Source organism: Pseudoxanthomonas sp. UC19_8 (genome assembly GCF_042700505.1).
In the GTDB taxonomy this organism is placed as follows: Bacteria; Pseudomonadota; Gammaproteobacteria; order Xanthomonadales; family Xanthomonadaceae; genus Pseudoxanthomonas_A; species Pseudoxanthomonas_A winnipegensis.
Map to the genome: position 1 here is coordinate 3,288,877 of NZ_CP170559.1, position 11,985 is coordinate 3,300,861.

Consider the following 11,985-nt stretch of genomic DNA (forward strand, 5'->3'; position numbering starts at 1 on the left):
GCGTCACTTGTCGCTGCCGAAGGCACACATCGCATGGAACCGGCGCGCCCCTCCAACCCGAAAGGCAGCCCAGCGCCGTGCGCCAATTGCGGCACCGGCCAGCCACTGGATTTCCAGATCCGGATGGCCTTTCAGCCCATCGTCGATGCGCGCACGCGCTCCATCTACGGCTACGAGGCGCTGGTGCGCACCGCCGAAGGCGGCGGCGCCCTCGAGGTGCTGGCCCGCGTCACGCCCGAGCAGCTGTACCGCTTCGACCAGACCTGCCGGGTCAAGGCCATCGAGACCGCCGCGCGCCTGGGCCTTGCGGGCTATCTGTCGATCAACTTCCTGCCCAATGCCGTGTACGAGCCGGCCACCTGCATCCAGCTGACCCTGCAGGCCGCACGGCGCCACGGCTTCCCGACCGAGCGGCTGATCTTCGAGACCGCCGAGTCCGAGCAGGTGCGCGACGAGGCGCACCTGACCCGCATCTTCCAGGACTATCGCGAGCGCGGCTTCCTCACCGCGATGGACGACTTCGGCGCCGGCTACGCCGGCCTGAAGCTGCTGGCCAACTTCCAGCCCGACCTGATCAAGCTGGACATGGCCCTGATCCGCGACATCGACCGCGACCCCGCCCGCCAGGCCATCGTGCGCGGCATCGTCGGCATCGCCCGCGAGCTGGGCTGCCAGCCGCTGGCCGAAGGCGTGGAGACCGTGGAGGAATTCCGCTATCTGCACGGGCTGGGCATCGCCCTGTTCCAGGGCTATCTGTTCGGCCGCCCGCTGCTCGAACAGCTGGGCGAGGTGGAGCCGGCGCTGTGGGCCAAGTGCCTGGACGGCTGAAGCCGCGCCTCTCCTGACATCGTCTAAAGGCGCTGCACCGCGCGCATAAGCTGCTCGCCCGCACGCTGCGCGATCGCACGGAAGTCCGGCGAGATCGCGTTGGTCTCCACCAAGCGCTGCCAGAACGCCAGCGCCATATCGGCCGCGTCGCGCCAGTGCTCCCGCTGTGCAGGCGTAGGCAGCGGTAGCGCGACATCCTCGCGCGCCACCACCTCGCCCGTCGCCGCCGGCCGGAAGGCCATCGGCAGCATGTCGTAAGCCGGCGCCAATGCCAGGGGACGGGCATCGCCCAGCACCAGCCCCGCATTGCCCAGATGCATGTCGGTGTTGGCGATCAAGGCACCGAACCATCCGTACAGCGCCAGACGCCGCGCGTCGTCCCGATCGAGCCAGCGATCGCGCAGCAGTTGCGCGGCAAACGTCCACCAGTCGATGCGGCCATGCCCGTAGTAGGCGGCATCCAGCGCGGCCAGCGACACGAAGCCGCGGCGGCCATGTTCCGGCGTCCGGTCGAAGCGCGTGGATTGCAGAAAGACCCGCCCCTGCGCCTCGAAGAGCTCGCTCTGCGCGGCCGCCAGGCCATGCGCGCGCAAGGTTTCGCCCGCCAGCGCCTCGCAGCGCAGCAGGTCCGCCCAGCGTGCCGCCGCAGGCGTCCCGCCGCGTTCGCTGAACTTCACGATGACTGGCTGCACCTTGCCCCCTTCCAGCGCCAGCGTGGCGGTGAACTTGGGCTGCTCGCCCGCGGCTGACGAGCCGATGTCCTCGCCGCGCAGCGCGGCCTCGGCGCGTTGCGGGTAGGCAAGCGCGCGCTGCGCGGGCGTGATCGTGTCGCGCGGCTGGACAACGGCCCGCAGCGCCTGCTGCAAGGCCTGCTCGCCCAGGACCAGGTCACCCGGCGCGTCCCCGCCGTGGCGCAGCAGCGCGAGCACGACATCGTCCGCCTGCCAGCGGGCCAGATCGGGCGGCGCCCCGATCTCCGCCGCCACCCGCCGCGCGAACGCGCGCCCCAGGAATCCCTGAGGCCGCTGGTCGTCCAGAAACCAGGGCAGGTCAGGAAACACCCCATCGGCGAAGTCGCCATGCAGCAGCGCCGGGCACGGGACCTCAGGCGCAAGCACCATGCCCGCCCCGTGCAGCGCCTGCAGCTGCCCCAGCGTCTGCGCCTGGCCATCGGCCGTGATCCGGAACAGCGGCCAGTGGCCACCGGCCCGCCCGACCTCGCGCCGCAGCGCATAGCGTGAGGCGCGCGCCTTGCCGATGCGCACGATCGCATCGCCCGCACCGGCCAACAGCCGAGAGACCGACGGTTGGCTGACCCCCAGGGCCGCACCGATCTGCGCCGCAGTGGCGACACCCTGGCGGCGCAGGAACGCGAGCAGGTCGGAGGAAGAGGGCGGAGCCATCACCGAATTGAATAGATAATTGAATAGATAGTCAAACTACCATCCGACCCATGACATTGATTTCAATGGACTCCTAACAAGCACCTCGCCGCTCACGGCGGAATTCATGAATAGATATCGGGACCGCGACCGGGACCCTTGCAGCCGGTTCCCTGCCCCCAGGCTGCGAGATCTCTCGACGCGATGGCCCTGGGCGGGGCGGCGAGCAGGCGGCGATGAACATCGCCGCGCATCCGGCCGACGTGCAGGCAAGCCGCACGCCTTCCTTCGGCTGGGCTGTCGCGACCGTGGCGCCGACAAGCGAGCCACCATGCCGAGGCGGCGCCGCGTGTCGCTCAGGTCGGCTTGCGGACGAGCAGCACCGTGCCGTTGGGATCGGAGGTCCAGTGTCCGCTCACGCCATCGAGCGGCTCCAGTTCATCGCGGACCGGCCCGCCAAGCTGGGCGAGCGCCGATTTCAACCCGCGGCAGCGGCTGGCGGACATCGGGGGGGCGCGCTTGAGGCAGGCACCCTGAGCAGCGCTTCGGTCGCAATGGACTTTCCAGCGGGATGAGGGATCTAATGCCCAAGGTTCCGGATCTGAAAGGTCGGGCGTCATGAGCACCAGGTTTCTGATCGCCGCATTCCTCCTGGCCTGGCAGGGTGCGGCCGACGCGTCGGCTCAAGCCGTCCCGCATGACCATGCCGCGATGGAACACGCCGCGATGGAGCGGCTGGGCAAGGTCAGCTTCCAGACCAGTTGCAACACCGCGGCCCAGCCGCTGTTTGACCGCGCCGTCGCCTTGATGCATTCCTTTCAGTTCGGCCCGGCCATCGAAGGCTATCGATCCGTCCTGGAAGCCGACCCCAGCTGCGCCATCGCCTACTGGGGCATCGCCTTGAGCAGCTGGAGCAATCCGTTCGCCGGGTTCAAGTCTCCTGCCCAACTCGACCAGGGATTGAAGGCGGTCGACGCCGGACGCCGGCTGAAGGCCAAGACCCAGCGGGAGCAGGCCTACATCGAAGCGGTCGCCCACTTGTATGTCAACGCGGACCGTCTGGACCAGCCCGCGCGAACGCTGGCCTACGAGCAAGCGATGGAACAACTGGCCGCCGACTATCCCCAGGACACCGAAGCCCGCATTTTCTACGCATTGGCACTGGCTGCGGCCGCCGATCCCGCCGACAAGACCTATGCGAAGCAGCTCAAGGCCGGCGCCATCCTGGAGACCCTGTTCGCGCAGTATCCCGACCATCCCGGCCTGGCCCACTACATCATCCATGCCTATGACGAGCCGGCGCTGGCCTCGCGCGCCGCGGAAGCCGCGAAGCGGTATGGCGCCATCGCGCCCTCCACCCCGCACGCCCTGCACATGCCCTCTCATACCTTCACGCGGATCGGTGACTGGCAGGCCTCCATCGACACCAACCTGGCCTCGGCCGCTTCGGCGCGGGCCGCCGGCCAACCGGCCGATGAACTGCATGCCAGCGATTACATGATTTACGCCTATCTGCAGACCGGGCAGGACCGGGCCGCCGCGCAGTTGGCCGATGCTTCGGCGCAGGTGTTCCTGCGGTTCGATCCGGCGAAGGCCAATGGCGCCGCACCGGCCTCAGCGGCGTATTTCGCCCGCGCCGCGATTCCTGCGCGCTACGCGCTGGAGCGCGGCGACTGGGCGCAGGCCGCCAAGCTCGAGCCTGTGCCGAGCCGCTTCCCCTATGCCGACTCGATCACCTATTTCGCACGAGGCCTGGGCGCGGCGCATCTGAAGAACGCCGCCGGCACACGCGCGGCGATCGGCTCGCTGGACCAGATCCACGACAGGCTGGCCGCGCAAGGCGAGGACTATTGGGCCCAACAAACCGACATCCAGCGGCGCGAAGTCGCCGCGATCCTGTCCTTGGAGGAAGGACACGTCCCCGAAGCGCTGGCGGGCATGCGCGCAGCCGCCGATCTGGAGGGCAAGACCCAACTGGCCTCCGTTACGCCCGGCCCCTTGGCACCTGCCCGGGAAATGCTGGGCCAGATGCTATTGACCCAAGGGCAATCGGCCGATGCCCTGCAGGCCTTCGAAGCCTCGCTCATGCAAGAGCCCAATCGCTTCTGGTCGCTCTATGGCGCGGCAGAGGCCGCCAGGCGGACAGGCGACAGCGTCAAGGCCCACGCCTATTTCCAGAAACTCCTGGCGCAAGCGCCCAATGCCGATCAACCGGAACGTCCGCAACTGATCCAGGCGCGCCAGCAAACCGAGCACTGAGCGTCACGCGTCGACCTGAGGGTCTCGTTGCCGGTGAAGAATGCTGTCTTGGCTGAGATAGTGAATGCGCGCGTTTAGCGGTTGGGACCCGGCGCGGCACGTGCCGCGCGAGCAGTTGCCCAGTGCTGTCACCCGCCATGCCGAAGTGCAGGGAACCCGCACGCCCTCCTCGGTGCGCCTGCTGCGACCGCGGCGCCGACCAGCGCGGCCATCCTGCCGAACAGCGCCGCCTGTCGCTCACGTCGACTTGCGGACGAGCAGGACGGTGCCGCTGGGATCGGAGGTCCAGTGCCCGCTCACGCCATCGAGCGGCTCCAGCTCATCGCGGACCGGCCCGCCCAGCTGGGCGAGCGCCGCGTCGGGATCGTCGGCGAAGAGCTCAAGCCAGACATCGCCCTGGCTCTGATGCGGCACGCGATCCAACCACAGCGTCATCTCGCCGAAGCGCAGCGCCGCCGTGTTCTCGCTCTCGCGCAGGACCTCAAGCCCGGCGCGGTCGCGGTAGAAGGCGACCGTCTCCTCCCAGCGGAACAGCGGCACCTTGATCGCGATGTTCCTGCCAGGGGCGATCCTGGTCGTTCCTGTATCGACATTGCGCATTGCGGCCTCCCCACGGCGCACCTAAGGCGGTGCTGCCGCGATGGTAGCGATGCGTGCGAGGGCTGACGGGCAGCGCTCAAAAATGTCACCAACTTCGTCGCAGATCGCCAAGATGCCGGACCAGCGCATCGGCCACTGCGGCGGGCGCCTCGCGCGCCGGGAAATGACCAACGCCAGGCAGCACGATGCGCCGATACCCGCCGGTAAAGAAGCGCCCGTCGTGCTCCGACTCCGCCGGTGGATCGCAGCGGTCGTCCTCGCCCTGGATCATGAGCGTCGGCACACGCAGGATCTCGATTTCAGCCAGGCGTTGCCGGGCCGCCGCGTAGCGCGGGTCCAGCGGCTCGGGGCGCCAGCGGCTTCGATACCCGTGCAGCGTGACGGCCGCCCAGTCGGGGTTGCGGAAACTCTCCGCGGTCCGCGCGAACGCCGCCTCCTCATACCAGCCCGGCGGACTCCAGTTTTGCCACTGCAGCTGCGCGAAGCCGATGGGGTCGGCCGCGACGGCCGCCGCGCCGCCCTCGGCCACCATGAACCACTGATACCACCAGCGCTGGCTCTGTTCGAAGGACGCCGGGATCTTGAACTTCCCCCGTGGCGCATAGCCGATCGCCAGCGAGGCGATGGCCGCGACGCGTTCGGGCCAGAGCGCCGCGAGCACATACGCCGTGCGCCCGCCCCAGTCGTGGCCGACGACGGCGAAGCGCTCCCAGCCCAACGCATCCACCAGATCGATCGCGTCCTGCGCCAGCGCCACGCCCGTTCCATCGCGCAGCGTGTCCGAAGACCGGAAGCGCGTCGGGCCAAAGCCGCGCAACCACGGCGCGACCCAGCGATAGCCGGCGGCCTCCAGCGCTGGCGCCACCTGCGCCCAGCCGTGCACGTCATCGGGCCAGCCATGCAGCAACAGCACCGGGAACCCGTCCTCAGGGCCGCCGCAGGCATAGCCGATGTCCAGGGTCTGCGTCGCGAGGGTAAAGGTCATGAATCCTCCAATGCCCGGAATCAGGCGAAACGCCACGCACCGTCATCGTGCCCAGGTCAAGGCGCCGACGGAGCCCGGATCGGAAGCCTAAAGTGCCCAGGCATATGAATGCATGATGGCGTCCATCAAGAGAACGCCGCCAAGGTGGCTGCATGGGTCGCAGGGCCCAGTGCAGCGAGGTTTTTACAGGTGAGCTCTGATCCCTGTTTCCGCCCTTGTTGCTTCTAGATGCCAAGTCCGCGCTGTGGAGCTCCTTGTTCTGGAATCTGCGCCAACGACTGCCGGCGCTCCAGCTCCTGTAACCGCTGTATCGACTCCTGCACGGGAGCGGCGGTCGCTTGCTCGGTTCCCATATGCGCGCGCAGGTGTGCGGGATCGTTTAAGGCGCCCTGTACAACGAAAACATGCTCGCCCGCCGCATGGCGCTCGGTTCTTGTGTTCAGCACGACATGATCAATGCGCGTGAGGCCGTTCTCCCGTGCCAATCCAGCCAAGCTCGCACTCATCCGCTCACTCGCCTCATCGGAGGTCCGGCCAAGCGAAGCATCCAGCCGCTGCACAGCGCTACGGGCCTGATCCAGTAACGGAGAAACGGCGTCAGCCTCCACGTGCCCTTGACGCTCCAAAGCGCCCTGACGAACGGCGGGTGTGCGCTCCACAGGGTCCTGAATGTCCGCGCCCTGCCGGCGCGCCTCGCCCAGATCGATGTCCAGCGTCCCGGGTTGGTAGTTCCGGATCACCACCGACTGGTCCTGCGCATTACGTATATGCAGATCATCGCCCTGCATTCGATAGCTGTAATTGCCGTCCGCACTCCGGAACACCCCCTCGGGATCCCCGGCCTGGCGCGTTCCGCCCGTGAGAGGCTGGCCATTCCAGAACACCTGGCCACGGCCATCGACGTCCTGTACGACATCCCCGTTTCCGACGATGTAGGTGTCCCGACCTGCCCCGCCGCGCAACACATCGCGCCCTTCGCCACCGATCAGAACATCGTCGCCCTGACCGCCTATGAGGGTGTCGTTACCGCCCATGCCCAACAACAGGTCATTGTTGGCGACCTCGCGACCACGCTGCCGCCGCGTCGCATCCAATGTCGCCGCATGGTTCGGGTCTACCGCCGCATCGGCTGACGCTCTGCCAGGATCAACATGGATGGACCCTGCATTGAATGCCTCATCAGTGAGGCGATCAGCGATCTCCGGGTAGTCCGCGCGCAGATCGGACAACAGCCGCGTCCTGGCAGGCTCCAGCGACTGCGCCAGCGTCTGGACCTGACCTCGACCGGCAAGCAAGGCCGCATAGTCGCGGTTTGCTTCCGCGATGAGATTACGCTGCCCGGGATTGCCATCCACGTCCACACCCCAACGCGCCTCATCACCAGTGATGCGCTCGCGGTGCAACTGGTACATCTGATATGTCGAGACGGCCTCCTCGCGCGTGACGTTCTGGGGATCGTTGTAGAGACCGAAGAGTTCGGACTCCATGACACGTCGCTTGCGTAGACCCGCCTCCGCAGCCGCATTGCTCCCCCAAGCGTTGTAGCGCATCTCGAACCAGGCCTCGGCGCGATCCCCTGCCGTGATCGCGTCGCGGAATGGCTGCATGTTGGCGTTGTAGGAACCTGCGCCTCTGTTGTAGACCAACGACACCAAGGCGGCGCGCTCCTGGGACATCGGCATGTTCAGGCCCGCGATGGGGCGCTCATACTCCGGCAAGGATGCGGACAGCAGCCGATCGGCCTCCTCCGCGTTGAGCGTCCTGTCGAACTGCAAGCCCAGCCGCGTGCGATCTGCAGGCGCGGCGGCGTCAATGCTCTCGAGCTGCCGCCATTGCCCGGGATTGAGCGCGATGCCGGAGTCGCGCCAGAGCGCCACGTTGTTGCCACGGTTGAATGTGTAGCCATAGCCGATGGTTGCCCGGTCATCCCCCACGTTCTGTGCGTGAGCATGCAGGCTCTCGGTCAACTTGATCAGGTCGCCGGTCAGCGTGTTGTACTGCTCCTGAGACAATTCACGATAGACGATGGGCATCTGCGATTTCCTTATCAGGCAGTAGCGCTACATCAGGTTCGAGTAGTCCCCGATCTGGTTGCACACTTCCACGGGGGGATGACCCGGCTGCACAACGCGACGTTTACGGGCGGCGGCCTCGTCTTTCGGTGACACGATGCGATACAGCAGATACAACTGCCCGTTCGCGTCCCATAGGCCGAAGGAGGAAAGGTCCGAGAACTGGTAAGTCCCGCCATCACGTCGGTGGGCCGTGAAGCTGCATTCGGCATAGCTGCCCCACCCACAGCTGGCATCCAACGCCTTCAACCCTCCCTTGCCCCCCAGGTCGAAGTGGTAGGAGCGGCCGTCGTCGCCCTCGGTCACGGTGGGGGGGATCTGCGTCGCCGTCGGCGTCCCACCGCCCCACGCACTGGCCTGCTGACAGAAAGCGTCATTGGAGGTGGGCGCCGCGACGCCGCCAGCTGAGACGCCGACGCAGCCAGCCGTGAACATCGCGGTCAACCCAAGGCACAAGCGCGACTTGTTCATCATGCGCACTCCCTGCATTCGTCCTGGCGGGCCGAGGCCCGCCAGATACGCTTCATCAATGAGCGGAACTTAGATCACGACGCACCGCCCTGTCCATATCGCGCCGCTGCACAATCGCCAGGTCGCGCTCCAGCGCGGCGGCACTGCAATCTCCAATTTCAGTGCAACGAAGCTGCCGAAGGTGAACGAAGGAGGCCCGGCGCCAGACTCGTCAGCACCGGCAAAGTCGGTAACGCGTCCCGATCCATAGCGGCACGCTGCACGTGATAGCTGGCCGGCGCCTCACGGACGGAGAACGGCGACACACGCGGTTCGTCGGGCAGGGGCTGGTCCTGGATTTCGCCCAGGAATGCCAGCGCCTCGCTGGCGCGGTCGAAGATCGAATGGCCGAGCCGGGACAGCGTGCCCTCGGCGAAGTCGGCCATGCCCTCGGCGGAGACCGCGTCGGCGTAGGCCCGGATGGTCTCGACCAGGGTGTTGAGCGCATCGATCTGGTCGAGCGTGACGCCGAACAGCATGCGCGGCGCATCGGCGAGGTCGTCAGGCGCGGCGTGGCGTGTGCTTGCGCGCGCGGATTGCGATGCCTGCGCTCGATCGCCCTCCTCTTCCAGTCGGTAAGCGACAAGCTCGCCATCACCAGCGTGCCCGCGCGCATCGCGTGCTTGCGTGGCAGCCGTCGCCTCTGCGTGCATGGGCCCGTAACGGGCCGGCCCCTTCAACGCCGCAAGAACCCGCGTGAGTTGCTCGGAGACCTGGCCCCGGGCAATACCCCCATTCGCCGATGGGCACCTCCGGCGGGCGCGGCGGCGACCCATCGGCAGACTGCGGCCACGCCAGTCGCGTCAGAAATCCCAGATGGTCCCGCAGCTGCCGCAACCGCAGCTGGCTGTCCTCGGGCAGCAGATAGCCCATTCCATCGTGCTCGCCGAACGCGCGCTCGTTCATCGTCGCCTCCTTGTCACCATGAAGTGCCCGCCCGCGGGTAGCGGACGGGAAGTCGGGAGGTTCGAAACCGTACATAGTCGGCGGGCGTATTCCCCTTGCGGGTGTTGTATTAGCCGCCCTCCCGACGCAGGCATCGCGTCGGCTGCACCTGCAAAGAATGCAGGCACAAAAACCCACCGGTTTGACGGAGGTGGGTACCGCTATGTACGGAGTTTCGACGCTCCTTAATCGCGAGATTGCATCCACTAGCACAGCGTGTCAACCGCCCGTGGCACTGCCGCTCTCCCGTAGTTTGACCTGGTCAAGCAATACAGGCGCGGCCGCTATATCCTGGAGCCAGAGGGGGAGAAGATGGCTTTCTGGTGGGTCAACCACAAGCAAACACGTGACCACGAAGTGCGTGGCGGTTACCTATGGTCGCCAAAGCGCAACGCCAACGGCGCATTCAACCAGACCTACGAGAACATGCGTTTGGTGCGCAGGGGTGACATCGTGTTCTCGTACGCGAACGGCCGCATCAGCGCTGTCGGTCAGATCCTGGAATCCGCATCTGCCAGCCCCAAGCCCACCGAGTTTGGAAGCGTCGGCGACAACTGGTCAGATGACGGCTGGCTGGTGAGCGTGTACTTCAGCTCTGCACCCAAGCCTTTAAGTCCCAAGGCGCATATTGAGAATTTGAGAGATCTACTTCCAGACAAGTACTCACCCATCCAAAAGAACGGCGACGGCAATCAAGGGTGCTATCTGGCCGGAATTTCTGACGCGCTTGGCCACATCCTCTTGGCCATGCTTGGGATCGAGGCGGATCCAGTGTTTGCCTCCAGTTTTTTTGTTGCGGAGCCCGAACCTCGGAACGAGCTGCTCGCCGATCTCGACGACATCGCAGGGGATCACGCGCTGCCCGAGACCCAGCGCGAGCAATTGGCGAAGGCGCGCATCGGCCAAGGACTCTTCCGCAAGTGCGTGATGCTGGTCGACCCGAGATGCAAGGTGACTGGGGTCGAGGATGCGCGCCTGCTGATCGCCAGCCACATCAAGCCGTGGCGTGCCTCTAGCAACACGGAGCGAATTAACGGCTTCAACGGCATCATGTTGTCGCCCCACGTAGATGCCCTGTTCGACGAGCACTTGATTACCTTCGAGAACGACGGCGCAATGCACACGCATCCCTCACTCGATCCCCAGGTTCTGGAGGCATGGGGCATTCCCCGCGCAACGCGTGTTGAGCCGTTTAGGCGAGAGCAGCATGTGTTCCTAGGGCATCATCGAAGTAGCTTCCACGAAAAGCTCAAGGCCTAGAGAAAACGCGCCGCGCCAACGTCACCATAGTGTTAGCTCGTAAAACCAGCCGATCTAAACGCAAGGAGGAGCAAGGATGTTCAAGGATCTTGTCGAGGCCGGCGGCGCGGGACTACTCATCCCTGCAATCCTGTTCTCGGTCGCCGTTTATGTCATTCGCGGATTCTTCGGGCTATACGGAAAGAAGAGCGAGCATCGGCGGGACTTCCTTGAGCGGTGGGACTACGCCCGCGCACATGATGATCTCTGGCTGGAAGTGATCATCCGGCAGCTCTATGGAACCTACCTTCCGGCCCACGTCATCCGGCTCGCGCTCGCTAGTTCCCACAGCAGCAAAGCGCTGCTTGATTTATGCGCGCTGTGGCCGCGCCTGCTATACGACGAGGCAACTCAGACTGTTCAGTGGCGTTACAAGCGAGACCGCAATCCCTTCTTGCGCAGACTGGGCCGCTACGGTCCAGTGCTACGCTACAGCCTTTTATGCCTTCTCGGAAGCGCATCCGCGATTAAGGCTTACAATTCAGGCGGAGTCGCGCAATGGATTTACGCAACCCTTACAACCGTAATACTTGCCGTCGCACTGACGGGACTCTCTTTCGATGACGCAGCACGAATTGCTGACGCATCCGGTGAGGCCTGGATCTCAAAGATCAATGACTTCTCCGAAAGGCATAGAAGCCCGATCGACAGATCTCCTGCGACTGAAATCGCATTTAGTCCACACCCCGCCTCGCTGCCGCCTCAATAACTGTGTGAGCACGCTCGTTCTCAATCAAGGTAATTAACTTCTCTCTAAGTATTGAGATGTTAGAGAAGCTTCTCATCGATCCTATAGGAACACCAAACCTCAGCACAGCGATAGCTTCTAAGAGCTTTCGCGGCGTCTCCGGGTCTCTTACAATACCTTCGATATCTTCAAAACGAAGAGACTCGAGCTCTTCCCGGCTAGAAACTCGCTTTCGCTCTGGTTGTCTCCGAGATACCAGTTTTTCAATTTCCGAGATCGGCGCCTTGGCTAGGAACGTTGCCAACTCTCCGATTGCAGAGACCACTTCCTCCTTGCCGCCTGAAACCTCGATCAGCGCTGCCATTTCGCGCAAGTGACGCGCGATCAATCTATATGGACTCTCTGTGGAACGACGCC

Annotated in this window: 13 protein-coding genes; 4 read left to right on the forward strand and 9 right to left on the reverse strand. The window is 65.2% G+C overall.

What is annotated here, in order from left to right; all coding sequences use genetic code 11:
* The first annotated feature begins 33 nt into the window (after positions 1-33).
* The gene (locus tag ACFJIT_RS14590; protein WP_379654030.1) at positions 34-828 is read left to right on the forward strand and encodes an EAL domain-containing protein; all 795 of its coding nucleotides are present in this window, start codon (positions 34-36) and stop codon (positions 826-828) included.
* A 23-nt stretch (positions 829-851) separates the two neighbouring features.
* On the opposite strand, the gene yjjJ is transcribed toward ACFJIT_RS14590, so the two are convergent.
* Together yjjJ and ACFJIT_RS14600 are read right to left on the reverse strand one after the other, a co-directional pair.
* Positions 852-2,231: a type II toxin-antitoxin system HipA family toxin YjjJ gene (yjjJ, locus tag ACFJIT_RS14595; RefSeq protein WP_379654031.1), complete on the reverse strand. Its 1,380-nt coding sequence runs from the start codon at positions 2,229-2,231 to the stop codon at positions 852-854.
* Between the two features lie 335 nt (positions 2,232-2,566).
* A complete protein-coding gene (locus ACFJIT_RS14600; RefSeq protein ID WP_379654032.1) occupies positions 2,567-2,716 on the reverse strand; it encodes a hypothetical protein in 150 nt (49 codons plus the stop codon).
* A gap of 112 nt (positions 2,717-2,828) precedes the next feature.
* Between ACFJIT_RS14600 and ACFJIT_RS14605 the strand changes: the two genes are divergently transcribed.
* Positions 2,829-4,469 carry a tetratricopeptide repeat protein gene (locus ACFJIT_RS14605; protein WP_379654033.1) on the forward strand — a complete coding sequence of 547 codons (1,641 nt, stop codon included), beginning with the start codon at positions 2,829-2,831 and terminating at the stop codon, positions 4,467-4,469.
* Between the two features lie 237 nt (positions 4,470-4,706).
* On the opposite strand, the gene ACFJIT_RS14610 is transcribed toward ACFJIT_RS14605, so the two are convergent.
* From ACFJIT_RS14610 to ACFJIT_RS14635, 6 genes are all read right to left on the reverse strand, one after another.
* Positions 4,707-5,069: a VOC family protein gene (locus ACFJIT_RS14610; RefSeq protein WP_379654034.1), complete on the reverse strand. Its 363-nt coding sequence runs from the start codon at positions 5,067-5,069 to the stop codon at positions 4,707-4,709.
* An 85-nt stretch (positions 5,070-5,154) separates the two neighbouring features.
* Positions 5,155-6,090: an alpha/beta fold hydrolase gene (locus ACFJIT_RS14615; RefSeq protein WP_379654035.1), complete on the reverse strand. Its 936-nt coding sequence runs from the start codon at positions 6,088-6,090 to the stop codon at positions 5,155-5,157.
* Positions 6,091-6,278: 188 nt separating this feature from the next.
* On the reverse strand, positions 6,279-8,087 hold the full coding sequence (locus tag ACFJIT_RS14620; protein ID WP_379654036.1) for an XVIPCD domain-containing protein: 1,809 nt from the start codon (positions 8,085-8,087) through the stop codon (positions 6,279-6,281).
* Between the two features lie 27 nt (positions 8,088-8,114).
* Positions 8,115-8,597, reverse strand: a complete 483-nt coding sequence (locus ACFJIT_RS14625) for a hypothetical protein (protein ID WP_379654037.1) — start codon at positions 8,595-8,597, stop codon at positions 8,115-8,117.
* Between the two features lie 158 nt (positions 8,598-8,755).
* Positions 8,756-9,289 carry a hypothetical protein gene (locus tag ACFJIT_RS14630; RefSeq protein WP_379654038.1) on the reverse strand — a complete coding sequence of 178 codons (534 nt, stop codon included), beginning with the start codon at positions 9,287-9,289 and terminating at the stop codon, positions 8,756-8,758.
* Positions 9,231-9,617: an XAC0095 family protein gene (locus ACFJIT_RS14635; RefSeq protein ID WP_379654039.1), complete on the reverse strand. Its 387-nt coding sequence runs from the start codon at positions 9,615-9,617 to the stop codon at positions 9,231-9,233. The genes ACFJIT_RS14630 and ACFJIT_RS14635 overlap by 59 nt, the downstream gene beginning before the upstream one ends.
* 276 nt (positions 9,618-9,893) lie before the next feature.
* On the opposite strand from ACFJIT_RS14635, the gene ACFJIT_RS14640 reads away from it, so the two are divergent.
* Together ACFJIT_RS14640 and ACFJIT_RS14645 are read left to right on the forward strand one after the other, a co-directional pair.
* Positions 9,894-10,841 (forward strand): HNH endonuclease, encoded by a 948-nt coding sequence (locus ACFJIT_RS14640; protein WP_379654040.1) that lies wholly within the window; start codon positions 9,894-9,896, stop codon positions 10,839-10,841.
* 76 nt (positions 10,842-10,917) lie between these two features.
* Entirely contained in the window at positions 10,918-11,589 is a 672-nt protein-coding gene (locus ACFJIT_RS14645) for a hypothetical protein (RefSeq protein WP_379654041.1), read from the forward strand.
* On the opposite strand, the gene ACFJIT_RS14650 is transcribed toward ACFJIT_RS14645, so the two are convergent.
* Entirely contained in the window at positions 11,555-11,932 is a 378-nt protein-coding gene (locus ACFJIT_RS14650) for a hypothetical protein (protein WP_379654042.1), read from the reverse strand. The two genes, ACFJIT_RS14645 and ACFJIT_RS14650, sit on opposite strands and share 35 nt — an antisense overlap.
* Positions 11,933-11,985: the final 53 nt, after the last annotated feature.

What these genes read in the sequence shown, in the direction of transcription:
- ACFJIT_RS14590 (WP_379654030.1), top strand. Translation starts at nt 34, where the DNA reads ATGGAACCGGCGCGCCCCTCCAACCCGAAAGGCAGCCCAGCGCCGTGC.
- yjjJ (WP_379654031.1), bottom strand. Translation starts at nt 2,231, where the DNA reads ATGGCTCCGCCCTCTTCCTCCGACCTGCTCGCGTTCCTGCGCCGCCAG.
- ACFJIT_RS14600 (WP_379654032.1), bottom strand. Translation starts at nt 2,716, where the DNA reads ATGTCCGCCAGCCGCTGCCGCGGGTTGAAATCGGCGCTCGCCCAGCTT.
- ACFJIT_RS14605 (WP_379654033.1), top strand. Translation starts at nt 2,829, where the DNA reads ATGAGCACCAGGTTTCTGATCGCCGCATTCCTCCTGGCCTGGCAGGGT.
- ACFJIT_RS14610 (WP_379654034.1), bottom strand. Translation starts at nt 5,069, where the DNA reads ATGCGCAATGTCGATACAGGAACGACCAGGATCGCCCCTGGCAGGAAC.
- ACFJIT_RS14620 (WP_379654036.1), bottom strand. Translation starts at nt 8,087, where the DNA reads ATGCCCATCGTCTATCGTGAATTGTCTCAGGAGCAGTACAACACGCTG.
- ACFJIT_RS14625 (WP_379654037.1), bottom strand. Translation starts at nt 8,597, where the DNA reads ATGAACAAGTCGCGCTTGTGCCTTGGGTTGACCGCGATGTTCACGGCT.
- ACFJIT_RS14630 (WP_379654038.1), bottom strand. Translation starts at nt 9,289, where the DNA reads ATGCACGCAGAGGCGACGGCTGCCACGCAAGCACGCGATGCGCGCGGG.
- ACFJIT_RS14635 (WP_379654039.1), bottom strand. Translation starts at nt 9,617, where the DNA reads ATGTACGGTTTCGAACCTCCCGACTTCCCGTCCGCTACCCGCGGGCGG.
- ACFJIT_RS14640 (WP_379654040.1), top strand. Translation starts at nt 9,894, where the DNA reads ATGGCTTTCTGGTGGGTCAACCACAAGCAAACACGTGACCACGAAGTG.
- ACFJIT_RS14645 (WP_379654041.1), top strand. Translation starts at nt 10,918, where the DNA reads ATGTTCAAGGATCTTGTCGAGGCCGGCGGCGCGGGACTACTCATCCCT.
- ACFJIT_RS14650 (WP_379654042.1), bottom strand. Translation starts at nt 11,932, where the DNA reads ATGGCAGCGCTGATCGAGGTTTCAGGCGGCAAGGAGGAAGTGGTCTCT.